The organism is Rania fehmarnensis, from assembly GCF_056494185.1.
Window position 1 is genome coordinate 2793556 of record NZ_CM151398.1, and the last position, 19309, is coordinate 2812864.

General features: G+C 54.4%; 13 protein-coding genes and 1 tRNA gene. 7 read left to right on the forward strand and 7 right to left on the reverse strand.

What is annotated here, in order from left to right:
* Positions 1–44: 44 nt before the first annotated feature.
* The 3 genes from SH573x_RS09425 to SH573x_RS09435 all read right to left on the reverse strand — a co-directional run bounded on the left by SH573x_RS09425 (position 45) and on the right by SH573x_RS09435 (position 4714).
* Positions 45–1820, reverse strand: coding sequence for a hypothetical protein (locus SH573x_RS09425; RefSeq protein ID WP_479354451.1), 1776 nt, complete (start codon positions 1818–1820; stop codon positions 45–47).
* On the reverse strand, positions 1750–3231 hold the full coding sequence (gene guaB / locus SH573x_RS09430; protein ID WP_479354453.1) for an IMP dehydrogenase: 1482 nt from the start codon (positions 3229–3231) through the stop codon (positions 1750–1752). The genes SH573x_RS09425 and guaB overlap by 71 nt, the downstream gene beginning before the upstream one ends.
* 286 nt (positions 3232–3517) lie before the next feature.
* Entirely contained in the window at positions 3518–4714 is a 1197-nt protein-coding gene (locus SH573x_RS09435) for a TolB-like translocation protein (RefSeq protein WP_479354455.1), read from the reverse strand.
* A 383-nt stretch (positions 4715–5097) separates the two neighbouring features.
* Here SH573x_RS09435 and sucC point away from each other — a divergent pair, with 383 nt between their 5' ends.
* From sucC to SH573x_RS09460, 5 genes are all read left to right on the forward strand, one after another.
* Positions 5098–6282 (forward strand): ADP-forming succinate--CoA ligase subunit beta, encoded by a 1185-nt coding sequence (sucC, locus tag SH573x_RS09440; RefSeq protein ID WP_479354457.1) that lies wholly within the window; start codon positions 5098–5100, stop codon positions 6280–6282.
* A 113-nt stretch (positions 6283–6395) separates the two neighbouring features.
* A complete protein-coding gene (gene sucD, locus SH573x_RS09445; protein ID WP_479354459.1) occupies positions 6396–7274 on the forward strand; it encodes a succinate--CoA ligase subunit alpha in 879 nt (292 codons plus the stop codon).
* A gap of 99 nt (positions 7275–7373) precedes the next feature.
* Positions 7374–10289, forward strand: a complete 2916-nt coding sequence (locus tag SH573x_RS09450) for a hybrid sensor histidine kinase/response regulator (protein WP_479354461.1) — start codon at positions 7374–7376, stop codon at positions 10287–10289.
* 263 nt (positions 10290–10552) lie between these two features.
* The gene (locus SH573x_RS09455; protein ID WP_479354463.1) at positions 10553–11629 is read left to right on the forward strand and encodes a DUF1559 family PulG-like putative transporter; all 1077 of its coding nucleotides are present in this window, start codon (positions 10553–10555) and stop codon (positions 11627–11629) included.
* Between the two features lie 19 nt (positions 11630–11648).
* The gene (locus SH573x_RS09460; RefSeq protein WP_479354465.1) at positions 11649–12086 is read left to right on the forward strand and encodes a hypothetical protein; all 438 of its coding nucleotides are present in this window, start codon (positions 11649–11651) and stop codon (positions 12084–12086) included.
* 123 nt (positions 12087–12209) lie between these two features.
* Here SH573x_RS09460 and SH573x_RS09465 read toward each other — a convergent pair whose 3' ends face one another.
* Complete coding sequence (locus SH573x_RS09465) at positions 12210–13724, reverse strand: sigma 54-interacting transcriptional regulator (RefSeq protein ID WP_479354467.1); 1515 nt, start codon at positions 13722–13724, stop codon at positions 12210–12212.
* A 338-nt stretch (positions 13725–14062) separates the two neighbouring features.
* Here SH573x_RS09465 and SH573x_RS09470 point away from each other — a divergent pair, with 338 nt between their 5' ends.
* Positions 14063–15448: a hypothetical protein gene (locus SH573x_RS09470; RefSeq protein WP_479354469.1), complete on the forward strand. Its 1386-nt coding sequence runs from the start codon at positions 14063–14065 to the stop codon at positions 15446–15448.
* A 343-nt stretch (positions 15449–15791) separates the two neighbouring features.
* A complete protein-coding gene (locus SH573x_RS09475; protein WP_479354470.1) occupies positions 15792–16478 on the forward strand; it encodes a hypothetical protein in 687 nt (228 codons plus the stop codon).
* Here SH573x_RS09475 and SH573x_RS09480 read toward each other — a convergent pair.
* From SH573x_RS09480 to SH573x_RS09490, 3 genes are all read right to left on the reverse strand, one after another.
* Entirely contained in the window at positions 16473–17669 is a 1197-nt protein-coding gene (locus SH573x_RS09480; protein ID WP_479354472.1) for a PDDEXK nuclease domain-containing protein, read from the reverse strand. The genes SH573x_RS09475 and SH573x_RS09480 overlap by 6 nt on opposite strands.
* A gap of 307 nt (positions 17670–17976) precedes the next feature.
* On the reverse strand, positions 17977–19053 hold the full coding sequence (locus tag SH573x_RS09485; protein WP_479354474.1) for a DUF3592 domain-containing protein: 1077 nt from the start codon (positions 19051–19053) through the stop codon (positions 17977–17979).
* 183 nt (positions 19054–19236) lie between these two features.
* Positions 19237–19309 (reverse strand) — tRNA-Glu (locus SH573x_RS09490).

Sequence of the window (19309 nt, forward strand, 5' to 3'; positions counted from 1 at the left end):
ACAGACGTGCAGGTAAACGCAGCGTTGGGTATTGAAATTATCTCTTAAGGTACTAGGGCTGCTGCACCGACTACGGCACCGGCCTGTACGGCGGCGCCGCGGAGACTGATCGGAATCGGTGGTAACATGTACGGAGCGCAGTTGCCAGGACGATAGTAGCCCAGTGCATATTGGCATTCGCCCGGTGGATGGATGCCCATCTTGTATGGCAACACAGCTACGTTACCAAAGAAGTGTGCGGTGCTGACCAAGGGTTGCAGGACGGGACCAATTTCGTGGCCGTAACGTTCCAGCTGAACTTCCTCAAAGTAGAGCGGCTTGTGACAAAGTCCCGACGCTTGCCATTGCATAGCGCTGGGCACAAACGAGCGTCCAGCAGCGACATCGGTACCCGAGCCACAGGTGATTGGCAAGTTCCAAGCCTTGCCCACGTAGGCCATATCGATGTCGCATAGATCGCGCAGCGGAATCTCGCGACGCGTTCCGTTGACATCCAACACAACTTGCTCGTTGATCAATTCAATCATGCGACCTTGAACAATCGTCTGTCCATGACGATCACACCAATCGCGAACTTTGGCTGAGGCGGCGAAATCCAAGCGACGCTTCTCGGCATCTTCTGGGTTATCGTTCAGGCCTTGGCCATAGCGAGGCGCGGAGTTCAAGCTGATCTTCTGCAAGCTCGAATTGCGGAGTCGTTCGCGGAACGATTCGCAATTGGCTAGCGAATCGGGTCGCTGGGGATCTTTCAAGTCGGAGGAGCGATCGCTGGGTGAGTCCAGGTCGCGCGCCCGTCGCCGCTCGAAGGGATCGCTGCTGGCATCATCCGGTGGTGCAGCATCATCCATCTTCAAATCGTCAGCCCCAGGTAGTGGCAATGGTTGAGCCTTCGATGTTTCGGGCAGTTGAGGTGCAGGTGCATCGCCCGGCTGTCCAAACTGACTGGCATCAGGCGTCGTGCGCTGAGCGTCAGGTGCAGGCGGTAGCTCCGGTTGCGACAACTCATCACCACCTGGCGATAGCGTCGGAGGCAACGTTGGTGGCAGACTTGGATTTAGCGGCGGCACTTGACCGGTCGCAGCTTCGCTCTGATCAAGAATACTGTTGCCATTGGCTGGCGGTTGTAACAAGCCTTGTTGATAGGCTGCTGGACGCACGGCCGAGTCAGTCCTATGGGTCGATCTCACTTGAGCCATGGTGGTCTGACCGCGAGGCGTAAAGGTTGCCGCTCGGCCCGCAGGTGCAGCAACTGGTGCAGAGCCGCGCAGTGGATTGCCACTGGGTGAATCTACAGAACTTGGGCTCGATGAAGCAATGGATCGACTGCCGCTGGCCGGTTGCACATATTGACTGTCGGCTACCTGGTTATTGGGCACATGGCGAAAGTTGGCTGTCGTAGCTTCCAAAGCGGCGGCCGCTGCGCTGCTGGGCTGCGATGCGACAACTACTGCGCCGCTAGAAGTTGGTCGATCATTGACCGGTGCATTAGTCAAACGCGTGCTACTGCGCCATCGCAGTACGACGCCGCTATCGTTTTGGGCGGCGCTGCCGGGCGCTTGATTGGTAGCCTGTGGCTGTTGCAAGGTCGAGCCAGCCGGTGGCAAGGGCTGCATGGAGCCGGCTGCTGGCAACCGCTGAGGTTGCCAATTGGGTTGCGAGGGCGATTGAGCCAGCAGATTCGAAGACGAGAGTGAACTGAGCAACAATACGCTCAGGAGCCAACTGCGACGCGCAGCCTTACTGCGACGCTCAGGTGTTTTCACCCGAGAGAGCATGCTCTTGACTGTAGTTTGGTGCTTCTTGCGTAATAGCAATGTCATGGGGGTGATTCTCTCTGACACTTGCGGCCGAGATCTTAATGAACCGGGCCTCTTGCCTTAGTTCATCGATCGTTCGAGTGCCGCAGTAACCCATGCCTGCACGCAACCCGCCGACCAACTGGTAAACAAAATCAGATAACGCACCTTTGAAAGGTACGCGACCCTCAACGCCTTCAGGCACCAGCTTGAGCAAGTTAGCTTGCCCGGTTTGCCGATACCTTTCGCTTGACCCCTTCACCATCGCACCCAGCGAACCCATTCCGCGATACACCTTGAACGTCCGACCTTGATACAGGATCGTGCGTCCCGGGCTTTCGGCCAGGCCGGCGAACAGTCCACCAATCATTACCGCGCTGGCCCCGGCGGCTATGGCTTTGGTGATGTCGCCGCTGTAGCGAATTCCACCGTCGGCAATCAACGGCACGCCGGCAGGCAAGGCTGCCTTGCTGGCGTTGATGATGGCCGTAATCTGTGGAACACCTACACCGGAAATAACTCGCGTGGTGCAAATCGATCCAGGACCGATACCAATCTTGACCGCATCGGCCCCGGCATCAATCAAGTCACGCGCACCTTCAAAGGTGGCGACGTTGCCGGCAACCACATCGATTTGCCAGCGTCGCTTGATCTCTCTAACCGTGGCGATCACGTTGGCCGAGTGTCCGTGAGCGCTATCGACGACTAACAAGTCGACGCCACGCTCAATCAGCTCACTGGCCCGATCGGTATCGAACACACCTACCGCCGCCCCGACTCGCAATCGCCCGAGAGCATCTTTGCAAGCATTGGGGTACCGCTTCATCATGTCGATGTCGCGGATGGTGATGAGGCCTGTCAGTTTGTATTGATCGTCAACCAGTAAAAGTTTCTCCACCTTTTTAGCCGTTAAAATCTTCTCAGCTTGCTCAAGCGTTACGGTCCCCGTCGCCGTTACCAGATTCTCACCAGTCATTACCTCCGCAATCGGCTTGGTCCCGCTCTCCAAAAATTTCAAATCTCGCCGAGTAATAATGCCCACGAGCTTCTTGCTAGCATCCACAATTGGAATGCCCGAGACGTTTTGCTGGTCCATGACGTCCTGAGCTTTGCTAGCAGGATCGCTCGGTTGCAGGGTCACAGGATCGACAATGATGCCATTGGCGCTGCGCTTGACCTTAGTGACCTCTTCGACCTGGGCTTCGATGGACATGTTTTTATGAATAACGCCCAGACCACCCACTTTAGCCAGCGCGATGGCCATCTCGCTTTCGGTAACCGTATCCATGGGGCTGGATAACAGCGGGACCTTCAGACGAATATTGCGAGTTAGCTGCGTTGAGACATCGACGTCGGCGGGCATGATTTCGCTGTAACGCGGTTCCAACAAGACGTCATCGAAGGTGATGCCCTGAGCTGAAAATTTCTCGTCCATTGTTTCCCTGCTGCCGCTGAGGCTGCGTATGGTTTTCCCAGTCAATGAAACCCCGCATTATCGAGCAAGATTCGGCTCGCGGGAAGCCCCCGCCAGCAGCTTTGAGCGCAGGAGGTGCGGACCGCCACAGGGTGGCTCTGGGAGCGACAGATCAGGCACATCATGCCGGTGCTCAGAGCGACGCGGTGAATTGGCAATTCCAGTCAAACGTAACGCAACCGAGGCTAACCCGGTTGTCGCACCCATTTACCGTGAACGTTCGGAAACCGAGGCTAACGCCTACGGCTTAGAGCGCGGCGACCTGGATAATGCCTGACTGCTTGGCCAACTGGGTGGTAGAGCTGCTGGACCACGAATAAAGAGCGCCGCCGTCGCTGTAGTAGATCGTGCCATCGGCGGCTGCGTCAAAGCATAAAACACTGCTGGCCAAGACTTCTGGCGGGTCGCCGCCGCGAGCGATGCGGACCAATTGCCAATCGGTGGGAGCCAAGCTTTGCTTGCCGCCAGTTTGACGTATTGATTTTTGAGTATTAACCACACGTCCCCAGATGACCAGACGTTCGAGCTGTTCGGCCTGGCTAGGCGGCGTGAGGTTGGATGCCAAGGGTTTGCCGGCGAACATCACGGAGATGAAATTGGTCAAGTAAAAAGCCGTGCGGGCCAGGCGATACGGAAAATAGATGATGTCTTTGACGATCGTCATAAAGTCGCTGTCGGGACGTCGATTGGGCTGGTAGGGTCTGCGTATGCAGAAGATCGAGCCATCACTGGTAACCCGCGGTTGCAGAAAATCGAACTTCTCATCTTCGGCGATGATTTCAACATCCCCTTCAGTTTGTCGAACTCGGCAGATAGCAGTTGGCCCCAGAGCGGCCACGACTCCGTTGTGGGTTCGTCCCAAACCGCTGGAGTGAAAATAGAGCCAATCGCTGGTGCCATCGTGCCACCAGCACGGGCATTCATCGCGTGAGTCGCCGGCCGTTAGTCGGCGATGATGCAGTCCATCGCGTTCGCCCAATACAATAGACGACGAGCCATCAGGCTGCATGACGCTGAATACCAGCAACCCATCGCTAGCCCGAACGCTCAGCGAAGTTGGAAAGAAGCTATTGCGATGGAGTAGGCGAGACTCCCTGTTGAGCTGGCAATCGTAGCGAAACAGCCCGCCGCCACCCGGCATTTGCAGAGTGTAGGCCAAGCGCCCTCCGGCAGCCGCTACATTGCTGAACACCATCTTCTTTTGTTGTGCGCCGGCGTTTTGCATCTGGGCCAGTTGCGGATTCATCAATCCGCCGCTCCACATGGAACTGCTTTCCTTCCAGCCATCGATCGCTTGTTGCTTGGCTTCGCGCTTTTCGGCCTCTTGCATAAACGTGCTGGTAATTGGCTTGGCATCTCCACCGTGGCTGAGCACAAAGAGCTCACCTTTAGCGATGAAGGCCACGTCGGGCAATGATGGTTCTTCGGTGGTCTCGGTAGTCATAGATCAGTTGGGCGATAAAAGACAGGACATAAACGTTAGCCTCGGTTATATGATTGGCGGGCCAAACGCAGCATGTGTAGCGGAAGCCGTCAAGGCTTTCGAGACGCAACCGGCCCGACGGCGAAACAACCTAACGGAGCGGAAGCGCGGCGATTATTGTAACAAGCCTTGAAGGCGGAAGTCAGCATCGCGTCACGCCAAAGCGGACTTGAACTTGTGGACGTGGCTGGCGTTTTCGCTGGGTGTGTACCCAGAGTTGCGCAGGCGGCACTCCGGCCTACTTCCACTTTGGGCACACCGCCTTATAATCCCGTCTCTATGGGGCTCTTTTTGTTCTGTGCACCAGCGGATAAGTACTTCCCGCGAGCGAACGGCTACATCTGATGAAGATTCACGAGTATCAGGCGAAAGAACTATTTCGTAAGGCAGGCGTGCCGGTGCTGGAAAGCCACGTGGCGCGCACGCCGGAAGAGGCTGCGGCAGCCTTCACAAAGTTGGGCAGCCCGATAGCGGTTGTCAAAGCCCAAATTCATGCCGGCGGTCGCGGCAAGGGGACGATCATCGGCAACACCGCCCAACGTGGCGTGCAGTTGGTCAAATCCGCAGAAGAGGCTGCGACGGTTACCAAGAATTTGCTCGGCAATCGTCTGGTTACCATCCAAACCGGTCCCGAAGGCAATCAGGTCAACCAGGTCTTAGTGGAACAAGGTTGCGACATCGCTCGCGAACTATACCTGGGTATTGTGCTCGACCGAGGTGCGGCCATGCCGGTGCTGATGGTCAGCAGCGAAGGTGGGGTGGAGATCGAAAAGGTGGCTGCGGAAACACCGGAAAAGATCTTCCGCGAACATTTCCATCCACAGCTGGGATTGGATGGTTACCAGGTTCGCAAGTTGTGCAAGAAACTGAACATCACGGGCCCCGCGGCTCGAGCAGCTGATACTTTCATGCGGGCACTGTGCAAGTTCAACACAACTTACGATTGTTCGCTGGTTGAGATCAACCCACTGGTCATCACCAAAGACAACAAAATGATCGCGCTCGATGGCAAAGTCACTTTCGATGACAACGCCATGTTCCGTCACGAAGACCTCAAGAGTTTGCGTGACTTGAACGAAGAAGAACCAGCGGAAGTGCGCGCAGGCAACGCAGGCTTGTCCTACGTCAAGCTCGAAGGCAAGATTGGCTGCCTGGTCAACGGTGCTGGACTGGCGATGTCGACGATGGACATCATCAAGTACCATGGCGGCGCGCCGGCCAACTTCCTGGATGTCGGTGGCGGAGCAACCAAAGATCAAGTAGTCGAAGCCTTTCGTATCATCTTGTCTGATCACAACGTCAAGGCAGTGCTGGTCAATATCTTCGGCGGCATCGCGCGCTGCACCACGATTGCTACAGCCTTGATCGAAGCCTCCAAGGAAGTTGGGATCAGCATTCCTGTAGTCGTTCGTTTGGAAGGCACCGAAGTCGAAGAGGGTAAAAAGATGCTGGCCCAAAGCGGCTTGGCTCTAATCACCGCTGACGACTTGACCGACGCAGCCAAAAAAGTTGTGGCCGCTGTCAAATAACCGCAAAGTTACAGTCGATTGACCCGGGGCCGAAAGTGGAAACATGGCTCGCGGGAACACAGGCTAGAAGCCTAGGCCACGTACCAACTCAAGATCTTGAAACACCATCAACTATGAGCATTCTGGTTAATCGCAACACACGAGTCATTTGCCAAGGCATCACGGGCAAGGCGGGCGAGTTCCACACGCGCGGCTGTAAAGAATACGGCACCAATATGGTCGGTGGAGTGACGCCCGGTAAGCTGGGTGAGAAGATCGACGGTGTGCCTGTCTTTGATACGGTCGAAGAAGCCGTCAAGGAAACCGGCGCCAATGCCACCATGATCTTCGTGCCACCGCCGTTTGCGGCTGACGCCATCAAAGAAGCACTCGATGCTGGCATCGAAGTCATCGCTGCCATCACCGAGGGCATTCCGGTGCTGGATATGGTCGAAGTCTACAAACGCGCTCGCGCGAGCAAGTCGGTTTTGATCGGCCCGAACTGCCCAGGCTTGATCACCCCGGGTGAATGCAAGATCGGCATCATGCCAGGTTACATTCACAAACCAGGCAAGGTCGGCATCATGAGCCGCAGCGGTACACTCACTTACGAAGCCGTTTGGCAAACGACTCAAGCCGGCTTAGGACAATCGACGTGTGTTGGACTGGGCGGCGATCCAATTGTCGGCACCTCGTTTATCGATCTGCTCAAACGCTTCCAAGAGGACGATCAAACCGAAGCCATTTTGATGATCGGCGAGATCGGCGGAAATGCTGAGGAAGAAGCGGCGGCATACGTCAAAGCTCACGTTACCAAACCCGTGGCGGCATTTATTGCAGGGCGCACCGCACCTCCAGGCAAACGCATGGGACATGCTGGCGCGATCATTACAGGTGGCAAAGGCACGGCTGCAGAAAAGACGGCTGCGTTGGAAGCGGCTGGAATTGTCGTAGCACCTTCGCCGGCTGAGATGGGCGCAGCTGTTATTGAAGCCATTAAACGCAAGAAATAATTTTCTGACAGTTTTCCGGTTTTCAATTCTGCGATTTCAACGTTGAAATACTGATCTGATATGATACCCCCTATTCGCGGATGAATAAGGGGTTACTCGATGGGGATGATGCAGTTACCTTGGCTGCTACTGGCCGTGATGGCACTGACTTCGCTGCCAGGCAGATTGTGGGCACTGAACGATTGGCCATCGATGCAGCACCACGACAAATGTCTGTGGAGCGATGCTCAAGCGGATCTAGTTCACTCGCTTGATGATCTGCGACAGTTGCAGCGTCAGCGCGGTTATCTGGCCTTCGAAGTCGACATCGAGACTCAGCTAACGTTTGCCGCCAAGTACTGGACGGTGTTCTTCATTCAAAGCAGCGGCACTCCGGCCATGGTTCACTGCTCGGATGCGGTATCTGCCATCCTGGCCACGCAACCAGTGGGTCGCAAGCTCAGGCTGCATGGCTTGGTTTATTGGGGGCAGCCGGATCTCAATCTAATCTCGGTAGAACTATCCACGGAATCTCCATTGTTAGAAGCCATCCCGCTCAAGTCTTTGCAAGGAGGCTTGCCCTATCCCGGCGATACCTTCGTGGAAGCCCAGTGTGAATTAGTGGAAGTTATTGATCACGGGCATCAGAGTACCGTTTATGCGATGCTGGGTAGCACACCGGTTGAGATCCATTCGGAGAGCCATTTATCCGAGGAACAATATGCAGTTGTGGGCCAGCCACGAAGTGTGCTCGTTACCGGCACGATTAATCCCCACAAGCTGAAGAATTTCGATGGGAATTATTCTCTGCGCATCATGTCCAATTCGCAGGTTCAGCTTGCCAGCGAGCCGTCTGTGACTCTGGCTATTGATCGTCGTCCAAGCGTCCAACTCGATGGTCAAGTGCTTTTTTGTAATAACAAGAGCGAAGCGCTGCTGGGAGTGGGGACCGAGGTAAGAAGGATCGAAACCAAGTTTGCCAAGATGTTGCCCGTGGGGACCTTGGTAAGGGTCAGCGGTTACGTGGCAGAGAACGATCCTTCTGAGAGTTTCATCGCTAGTCACATTCGGACGATCCGAGAAGGTGTGCTTCCACCAGCCGAGCAACTACGGCTGGACGACATGCAAAGCTCAACGTCGTTACCAGAGCGTGTTACGGTTGAGGCGTCTGTCGTGGGGGACAATGTGGTCGATGGGTTGATCACTTATCAGATGCAGGCTGGAAGTCGAAAATTTATGGCGGTCGTTAACGAATCGGACTCGCCCTCCCCTTCCACTATCCGACGTGGCGATCGCGTTCGATTGACTGGTACACCGCTGGTGACAGTTCCGGGCAATCCTCTGGGTGCCAACAGTATGACCATTTACGTCGCATCGGCCGACGATCTGGTGTTCTTATCATCGCCATTTGTGCTCTCGCTAACCCATCTAACATGGGCTGTATCGCTGTGCGGGCTGGCGGTTGGACTGGTATTTGGCTGGAACTGGATGTTGCGCAAGCAAGTCAATTTGCGCACTAAGAACTTGAACAAGATTTCTTCCCATTTGCGTATGTCATTCGATGCCATTAACGAAGCGGTACTGATTACCGATTCATCGCGAACGGTTACTGGTTGTAATCGGCAGTTTGCCAGCATGTTTGGTAAGTCGCCGGAACTGGGCCAGAACGTAACGGTAGCCTTGGATAGACTTCGCCAACGTTTATCCGATGGCTCGCTCTTGGATCGACTTGCGACGGCTCAAGACTACACCTCGGAAGGGCCGATGACGGAAACGTTGCAGCTGGGCCACCCAGCTCAGTCAGTGCACCTGTTTGTGGCGCCGATCTTCGACAGCGATGGAACCTATCACGGGCATCTGTGGACATTCGATGACGTTACCGAAAAGCAACGCTTGGAGGGCGAACTGGTTCAGTCGCAGAAAATGGACGCCATCGGACGACTCTCCGGAGGCATTGCCCATGACTTCAATAATCTACTAACTATCCTGAGCTCGAACCTCAGTTTGTTGAAGCATGGTCAACAAGAAGACATGCAAGTCGAGTGCTTCCACGCAGCTGAGATTGCGGTCAGTCGCGCTGCTGAATTGACTCAGCAACTGCTCGACTTTTCGCGTCGCAGTCGTTTCGAATACCAAGTCATCGATCTGAATGAATTGGTCACCCACGTGGGACAATTTGTGCGCAGATCGTTTGATCCAAGTATCGAGCTGAATATCGAAGTGGCCAATCGACCGCTGAATGTGAGAGTGGATATCAATAGGCTCGAACAAGTATTGATCAACATGTGCATCAATGCACGTGACGCAGTGCAAGGGATAGGAGGCAAGATCTTATTGCGAGTGCTCGAAGTCAATCTTGATTCCGATTCAGGACAGTGGGCGGCCATAGAAGTTCAAGATAACGGTTGTGGAATATCTCTAGAAATCCAACAGCATATCTTCGAGCCCTTCTTTACAACCAAGAAGCCAGGCGAGGGCACAGGCTTGGGCCTGTCAATGGCTCATGGAGTGATTGAAAAGTTGGGGGGCAAGATTCAGTGCCGCTCGACACCCCAGCGCGGAACCTGTTTTCGTATTGAATTGCCGCTCTCCGAGCTGGCTAATTCCGCGAAGAACGAGTCGGTGCTGGCAGCCACCTGCTCAGTCAAACGCATGCGAATTCTACTGATCGATGACGAGGAGTTGATTCGACATTCGGGCAAGGCTCTTTTGAATGTTTTGGGCCACGAGGTCGATCTGGCTGCAGGCGGTCCCGAGGGTTTGTCGATGTTGCAGACGAAGCAATATGATGCCGTGCTGCTCGATCTGACCATGCCTGATATGTCTGGCAAGGAAGTCTTCACCCAAATCCGCCAACGCTATCCGCGATTGGCAGTTGCCATCTGCACGGGCTACTTAATCGACCGACACGCTTGGTCGACAGATCCTGCCTGCGATCCGCCGTGCGTGTTGCAAAAGCCCTACTCCATCAATGATCTGACAAGCTTCCTGGACAACTCTGTGAAGTCACAGAGCTTGGAACTCTTGAACCACTGACCAGTTCGATGTGCGATCAATCGCTGGAGGCGGCCAGGGAGGCGACATCGTCGTCTCGGGCTTAACTCGCCCTGACACGAGTGCCCTAATCCCGAATTGGACGTGTCGACACTGCTTACCAATAGTTTAATTCAATTAAACATTTTTCATTGAATAATCAATGATTCTGCATATTGTCAAAAGTGAACGCATGCATCTATTCTTAGGCAACGTTCATTCCTCTGCTTGGTAGGCTTCTTCTCATTCGCAATCGGGGATACTTTATGCGACGTCGACAGGCAGGTTTTACATTGGTCGAACTGTTAGTGGTCATTGCAATTATTGGGATTCTAGTAGGCCTGTTGTTGCCTGCAGTGCAAGCGGCTCGCGAAGCCGCCCGCCGGATGCAGTGCAGTAACAATCTCAAGCAACTTGCCCTGGCTAACCACAATTTTCATGATACCTTTCGCAAGCTGCCCTATGGTATGTTGCGGGCCGATGGAAATGGGTGGGGGCATCCCGAATGGGGCCTGCCTGGTCAATCGCGGCGTTATGCTCTGATGTTGCAATTAACTCCCTACATAGAACAATCCGCTTTCTATAATGCTTGGGACCAACTGATCTACAATAACAACACAATTTCCAATCCGCTTTTCGGAGGCGATGGTACGACGACTTTCCCGACTAACGGCACAGCAGCCATAGGTCAGTTGCTTTCGAACGTGTTGCGATGTCCCTCCAACCCAGGCAGTCTATACAACCAAAGTCACAGCCCCACGGGTAATGGAGTGTATGCGCGAGCCGACTATTACGCCTGCGCAGGGCAGCGTGGCTATCCTGGTTTCAATGCGTCGCGTCCAAGCCTGTGGAACCCGTTTGGCCCGGGCAGTGATTATCCACGACCACCGGGAGGCCGAGGCACTGCTGCTCAAGGCCGCGCCAACGGCATGTTCTCTCGCAATATCCAGTTTGGTTTCCGCGATTGCTTAGATGGTACTAGTAACACAATCCTGATGGGAGAACGCTCGTTCTCGGATCCAATTTTTGACCGCTGTGGTCCAGAGACTGGCACCACGACGACGATGATCGGCAATTGGGGTTGGGTCTGGTTTGGGGCTGAAGGCAATGCGTTTCTGGGTACAGGTGTGCCCATCAACTTTCGCATCCGTTCGTGTGCGGAGTTTACCGACCCGCTGCGCTATGACGATCGCATCAATGCCTTTGGTAGCTTGCACACAGGTGGCGCCCAGTTCGCTTTAACAGATGCCTCTGTACGTTTCTTGTCCGAGACAATCGACCCACTTTCGTTTAACGGACTAGGATCGCGTGCCGGCTCCGAAATTGTCAACATGCCAGAGTAAGTTCCAAGGAGAAGACGGTATGGCAATCGAATTGAGAAGCTGGCTGGTGATCGGCGTCCTGTGCCTGTGTGGCTGCGGTGAGCAATTAAAGCTTGTCGAAGTTTCGGGAACTGTAAGTGTTGATGGCAAGCCGCTCGAGTTGGTGCAAGTCGAATTCTGGCCGTCCAATGGTCCCAGGTCGATTGGCAAGACCAATGCTGAAGGCAAGTTTACCCTGGAGATCGACGACCGAACTCGACCCGGCGCGGTTCCCGGCAAACATAAGGTTGCCCTACGTGATACTTGGCCCTCACGGGATGATTACATAAACGAAGGAGGTGAATGGGTGGATATGTCGAAAGGACAGAAAAGCCGCATTCACTCCAAGTACTACGATCCTCCCACTAGTCCACTGTCAGTGGATGTCGAGGCAGGCAAAGCCAACAGTTTCGATTTCGACGTCGATCCTAAACGCTAGTTCTCACAACTAAGCCGTAGGCGTTAGCCTCGGTTCTTTGGAGTGCTGCGGCGCTAGCCGCAGCTTTGATGTGATAACCCAACTTTACCGCAGCCTCTACGAACCACTGGATCACGAAGTTGTTTACGGCTCGGTCAACGCGTTATCGCGCAATTTGTACTGCGCGATTCGATCGCGGACTTTACCTCGGGTGATGCCGAGGATCTCCGCTGCCAGCGATTGATTGCCTTGGGTGTGTTGAAGGACACGCACGAACAGTTTGCGTTCGACGTATTCCAGCACTTCTTGATACAGGTCGTTGGTACTGGAGAGTCGCGATTCGATTAATTGTTCCAGCGCATCGGCCTCCGACGGTGCAAGCTGCCGCGAGGCCGTCGGGTGGCTAACATCTACGGCCAACTGTTCCAAGGGAACGACAGGCGTCGTCTCGGCGGGCTCACGGCTTAGCCCCGTCTCGCTATTTTCAGTTACCACTGGAGGCAAGCTTGCGCTGGTGATGACGGTACCGGTTGTGTTGAGTACGGCCTGGCGAATGATCGATTGCAACTCGCGCACATTGCCGGGCCAATCGTAATCGCACATCGACTGCAAGGCTTCGCTAGAGACGCCATCAATATTGTCTTTCCGCATGTCGCGTTTGGCGCGCACCAGGAAGTACTCGATCAATTTTGGCAAGTCGGTGCGCCGCTCGCGCAGGGGCGGCAGATTGATCGTCACTCCATTCAAGCGGTAGTACAAATCTTCACGAAAGTCACCCTCGGCGATCATCTTTTCCAGGGGCTGATTGGTCGCAGCCACGATGCGCACGTTGGTGCGCAAGGTGTTGTTGCTGCCCAGCCGCTGAAAGCTCTGATCTTGCAGTAGTCGTAGAACTTTGCCCTGGATCAAGGGCGACATGTCGCCAACTTCATCCAGAAAGATCGTGCCTCCGTCACAGGCTTCGAACAGGCCAATGCGTTTTTGATCGGCACCAGTGAAAGCCCCTTTCTCGTGACCGAAGAGCGTGCTCTCCAGAAGCTGTTCCGGCAAGGCTGCACAGTTGATGGCCGAATAGGGCTGGTCACTGCGATCGCTATGCTGATATATCGCCTTGGCGACAAGCTCTTTCCCGCAGCCGCTCTCGCCACGAATCAAGACCGGTACATTCTGTCCCGCCACCCGCCCAATCGCCTTGAAGACATCCAACATCTGCGGACTGGTGCCGATGAACTGTTCGCGATCGTCGAACTGGTTGCCGACGGTCAGGGCCACCGGCGCATCCATCAATTGGCGTGCATGGCAGGCACTTGCCACCAAACGCTTGAGATTATCAACGGATATCGGTTTGACGATGTAGTCGAAGGCCCCCAGCTTCATCGCCGCAATTGTCGTTTCACTTGATGCATCGCTGGTGACAAAAATGATCGGCACCTTGCGGTCGCTGGCCCGAATCTTGCGAAACAGTTCCAGGCCATTCATCTGGGGCATCATAACATCCACCAGCACTACATCCGGTTGGTCCTGCTCCAGGGCCTGCAGACCCTGGGCACCGTCTCCTGCCTCGACTACGCGCAAGCCCATATCGGCCAGACCGCGGGAAACCAGCAACCGAGTGGCTCGATCGTCATCTATCGTCAATACCGTCTTGGTCAAATTCATCTTGGCCCACGTACAGTGAATAAAATCTCTAGCTGGGTGCAATTCTCCGCTGGTCAGCTAAATAATGTACCAGCTGTAGACTTGTGGCATAGGCTTCTAGCCTGTGTTGCCCGCAGGTCATCCGGGCAGTGTGGTGTGGCATACGCTTCCACAGGCTGGAAGCCTATGCCACATCACAGGCTGGAAGCCTATGCCACATCACAGGCTGAAAGCCTATGCCACATCACAGGCTGAAAGCCTAGGCCACATCGCAGCCGCTTGACACCTTTTAGATTAAAATCTGCTAGCTTATGGGCATCTGAGTCTTGCCACGCCTGCTATTCATCTTGGAATTAACAATGAGCGAGCCAGCATCCTTTGCCATCATTCGCGATGGCCAGCCCCGATACTTCGGCGATCGTTGGGCCAGTGTCTATTTCATACGCGAACTAGTTTGGGGACCTGAAGCGCTTGAGACTTGGGTTACCGGGCTCAGCGAGATGGACGAGTGGTATAGCGATGGCGGTTCGGCGGCAGTCATCGACTTCGATAAACGCAAGCTCATTTGGATGCACGATAACGAGCATCTGGCAATTCCCAAGATCGCCGCTACTTACAATCGACTACTGACAGCTGCGTGGCCGGGCTATGTCGTCGAATGGGCGTCCCACTGCAGACAACTCAATGAGGCACTTGGTATCACCCGAGAACCATCCGAGCTGGAAGATGAGAACTACGAACAAGATCATTTGGAAGCTCGTCCAGCCACAGTGCTGCAAGCTGCCGGTGACGAGATCGACGAAGACGAATACCAGGACGATGAAGATGGCCATCACGATGTTCCCAAACTTACCGGTCCCCTCCAAGCAGATACCGCGACAGATGATGATGCAGATGATGCAGATGATGCAGATGATGCAGATGATGATGCCACAGCCTCGCACGAGCCGCATGAGTACGACGAAGCCCAGCCACGAGCCTGGGTGACAATTACCGATGCCAGCGGTGCTATTCGTCATCGACAGTTACACCGTCTCTCCCAGGACTTACTGCAGGGTAACCCTGAATCACTCACTCGACTAACAGCTTTAGCGCCATGCGAAGTTCCGCGCGAAGAAGTGGTGATCGAAGGTATGTGGATCGAAGAAGCGGAACGCACAATTGGACTCTGGGGCGGACCCACGACTCAACTGGCCTTACCCGTGCTCGAAAGTGGTTGGGCTGGCTGGGATGTTCAATGGGCACCCCGCGGCTACGGTCAACACTGCGCTGCCACCGGCCCCTCCGGCCAACCGCTGAGCGTTGAAAAAGCTTTGGCTAAGTTATTGCCGGCTATTCTCTCCACCGAACGCTTCAACATGTCCACTTTCGTCAAAGCCATAGGTGGTTCGCTCAAGCAGAACGCTATCAAAGGTACTGGCTGTTTGCTAGTTGTCGTTTGTAGCCCATTGCTCATCTTCGGTGCTGTATCTGGTAACTGGACAGCCGTCTTGATCACCGTCGCGGTCGTCGTCCTGCTAGCGATCATTGCCTTTAAAGTCATTGAAAGCAAAATCAAACGTTCGTTCAAAAACAAGATGGCTGGCGTCTCGGGCGAAGACAGCACGGCTCCGCCCACGGCCGGGCCACTGGACCCCAGTGCTCGGCGCCAGGCACTGGATAAATTACTCGCTACCGCCGGGTTCCCCGCGCTTAGCCGGATCGAACCGTTGTTTCCACCGAAAGACGAACTCGGTCTCCCCTAGAGTGGCATAGGCTTCCAGCCTGTGTACCAGCCAGCTTTTGCGCCAGTATCTTCCGTATTGACAGCGCCTTACGAAGAATTACTCCTACTCCTACTCCTACTCCTACTCCTACTCGTACTCCTACTCGTACTCGTACTCGTACTCGTACTCGTACTCGTACTCGTACTCGCTGGCTGCACCGACACATCAATTCGAGTACGAGTACGAGTACGAGTAGGAACAATCGCGGACTTTTGGGCGATGTTTAGCCTATGCCACACACTGACGACTATCGATAATCCGAGGTGATCCAGTGGTCGACTACTACTGTCACGAAATTACGGGGGTCCCTTACAAAACTTTGGTGCGCGTTCTTAGTCGGCAGATGCCAGGTCTGTTCGCCAAAGTCTTGGCCGGCTGTTGGAGCTGGCGGGGAACCTTCGGTTGGCATTTTCCCGCCACTTATGGCATGGCCGATACTTTACATACCAAGCTGATCTCAGAGCGATCGTTGCCGGCCGAGCCGGCATCGAAGTGGGCTCCCCTCATGGAACAATTGCATGACCTCAACTTTCGAGTCTTGCAATATCGCCAACCACAACTGATTGGGGCTCGTCAGCAGTACAACTGCCTGCTGTACCATGAAAGCGGGACGGTTCTCGCGCTGTTGGAATGGGCCAAGATGGTGGGTGCTAGTGGATGGGAAACCTATGTGGTCCTTGAATTGAACACCTACCCAGTCGAGGACCCCGAAGTGCTGACTGCTCTCACCGACCCGCAACATCTGGTGTTGAGCGACATGTTCCAACTACCCTTCGTCGATGCACAATATGAATCGATCCAAATCCCGCTGCGCAAAATCCTAGCCAACCACCAGCAGCGCATCGCTCCACGCTCGGTTGGACCTATCCAGCTAGACGCTATATTGGCCGTGCATATCGATCGCTCGAGGCGTCGCTTTGATTGGCTGGTTGCCAATCGCTTGCTGCGCAAACTCACGCCCAAAGAAGTCGCCAAGCTCAGTGCCATGCAGCCTGCGTTCGACTCATAAGTGTTGTTTTTTGTAATGCATGTGCCGAACATCATTCAAACTACCAATAATCGCCTCAAGCTCCGCCTTTAACTCCGCCTTAGATGGCAGATATAGCTGATACCGCGTAGCGAAAATGTTGGCTTCTTCTGGCAGCGTAAGCTCGACGATGGCATCATTCTTGCGACTGCATAACACGATGCCAATCGTCGGTAGTTCGTCGGGTAGCTTGACATGACGGTCGAAGTAGTTGACATACATTTGCATCTGGCCGAGGTCTTGATGCGTGAGCTTGTCGCGTTTGAGATCGATCAGGACATAACAGCGGAGCAGGCGATTGTAGAACACCAAGTCCACGAAGTAGTGTTCGTTGTCAAACGTAAAACGCTTCTGTCGAGCTTCGAAGAGAAAGCCCTTCCCCAGTTCCAGCAAGAAGGACTGGAGATGGTCGATAATAGCGGATTCCAATTCGTCTTCGGAGTATTCGGGCCTCTGGTCCAAACCTAAGAACTCCAGAATCAGCGGGTTCTTGATCAGGTCAGCAGCCTTTTCGACGACCTGCCCCTCATTGGCCAGGCGGCGAATCTCATCTTTGTCTCGGCTGAGGGCCAGCCGCTGATAGAGACTGCTACTGATTTGTCGCTGTAGCTCGCGGACGCTCCACTGATTGGCAGCCGTTTCGACCTCGTAAAAACCCCGTTCATCCCGATCGGCAATGGTCAACAGCTCGACATAGTGAGACCAGCCCAGGGTAAACCTCGCACTCAATGAGGGCAGGATGTGAGCCAGCGACACTTTTGAGTTTTGTTCGCTTTTAGATTTAGCCGACACCGTCGGTTGCATTGGCTGGGAAATTGTGTCGGCCAATTCAACCGACACTGTCGGTTGAATTGGCGATTCAAGGGTGATCGGCTTCGATGCATCGTCCAAAAGCTGAAATTCCCGATAGAAGGTGCGATAAAGCCGCAGACGGGTTGCTGAAGCACCTTGGATTCCTAGAGGTTTCAGCCTCGCCGCCAGCGCATTCACAAGTCCCGAACCGTATTGCGCGCGATCGGCCCCATTTTGCTCGAATTCGACGAGATAACAGCCGAACAGCCAGTTCCGCACAACAAGTGAAAGATCAACGGTACGCAGAGCTTGCCGCTGAGTCTCTTCATGCGCTTCCTGGAACAAACAAACCAGTTGCTCGAAATCGATAGATGCTGTCATTGAAGAACTCCCATCTTCGGAAAGTTTTCGTCGGCTTCCGTTCGGCCAGACTGGTCGATGTCGTCTCCAGCCTGGCTTGCAGTGGCGGGCTTAGTTCTGACGTACATGGAATAGCTCAGTGGACTAGTTAGCATACCCTTTTCCGGCATGCATATCCATGAACAAGCATAGAGCCATTCGCAGCAGATCGTAAGACAGCGATGGATGTTCAGCAACTTGTGGGCAGCTCTGCGATAGGTGAGAAAAGTCGTCCACGCTTGAGGATACATTCTGTCAGTAACTCTGCCTCAACGCGAATCTGCGCAGATCACAGGGCGTTAGCGCTTCCAGTACGCCTACGCCAAGTTTTGTACGTCATCACTCCGGCGACGATGGCAATGCTAAAGGCCAGTAGCATTGGGCCCGCGGTCTTGGCGGATTGGATTAGCGTAGCGCGTGTTAAACTCGATCGCTCGGGATGTCTGGAGTCGTAATAGACAACCAGCGGGGCGCCTACGGCGAATTGATGTTTCATCGTGGCCTCAGCCGATTGCTTTCCCAAATACCGCTCGTTACTGCCAAACCTCTGACGCTCTCCGAAGTACTTTCGTCCATCAATTGTGTATTCATATTGGCATTTGATTTCAAAGTACGTGCGTTTAATCCCCGGCATTCCGACGCGACCACCACCGCCTTCTCTGACCGTCTGGCTGACAACGGTAGAACTAATGATTGACCCGGCCGTGTCCCGCCAGTTCAAACTCGATAGCGATTCCAGACTGAGTGGTAGAAAGAAGTACGCCAGCACCACACCGACAATGAAGCTTGCGACACTGACTAGCAAGCTGCGAAGGAAGTCCGCGTTCGAAACGCTTTTGTGCTGGACCGATTCATGCCACTCCGGCAATGTGCTCAATAGATCAGCTTGAACACCAGCCAACCATACGAAGTCGGGCCGATAGCCAACGATTCGCAGTGGCGCTTGCACGCGAAGTTGGGTGCGCACACCCCAGACCAATAGCATCAAGCCAAGAATAATGCATCCAATGAACACCCAGCTATTCCATGGAAAGATGAGCCCCGCTCCCATCCACATAATCCAGGCCACACTGGCCAGCACCCAGCCAACAGTTGCGAGGATCATGCCGTGGTAATGCATCTTCTTTTGATGCAGCGGCGAGATCGGAAGTTGCAGAGTAAAGATTCGAAATGCTAGTGGCCCGAAGGACACGGATGTCGCCTTCGCATCCTTGTTCGGCGCGCCGGAAAGGGCAGACCAGTCCCAAGCGGCAACCTTAATCGGCGTCGGGCCGGGAACTTCTTCCCCGGTCACCAGACAGCGATGGGGAAATTGGTATTCGTCCAGCTTCAATACGGCGCTGGCTCTATCACGAAATACGCTCATGGGGTTTACTGCTGACATTACGGATAGCTGGCACACCAAATGAGCTAAGCTTAAACTCAACGAGTGTTCCACAACTGGGCGGCTGGAACTTCATTCCACATTACCGCCGGTCGAATGCCTGCAAAGCAAAAAAAATCCCCGACAAAGCTCATTGGCTCGCCGGGGACTCAATTATCAATCGAATGACCCCTATGGGAATCGAACCCATGTTGCCGCCGTGAAAGGGCGATGTCCTAGGCCGCTAGACGAAGGGGCC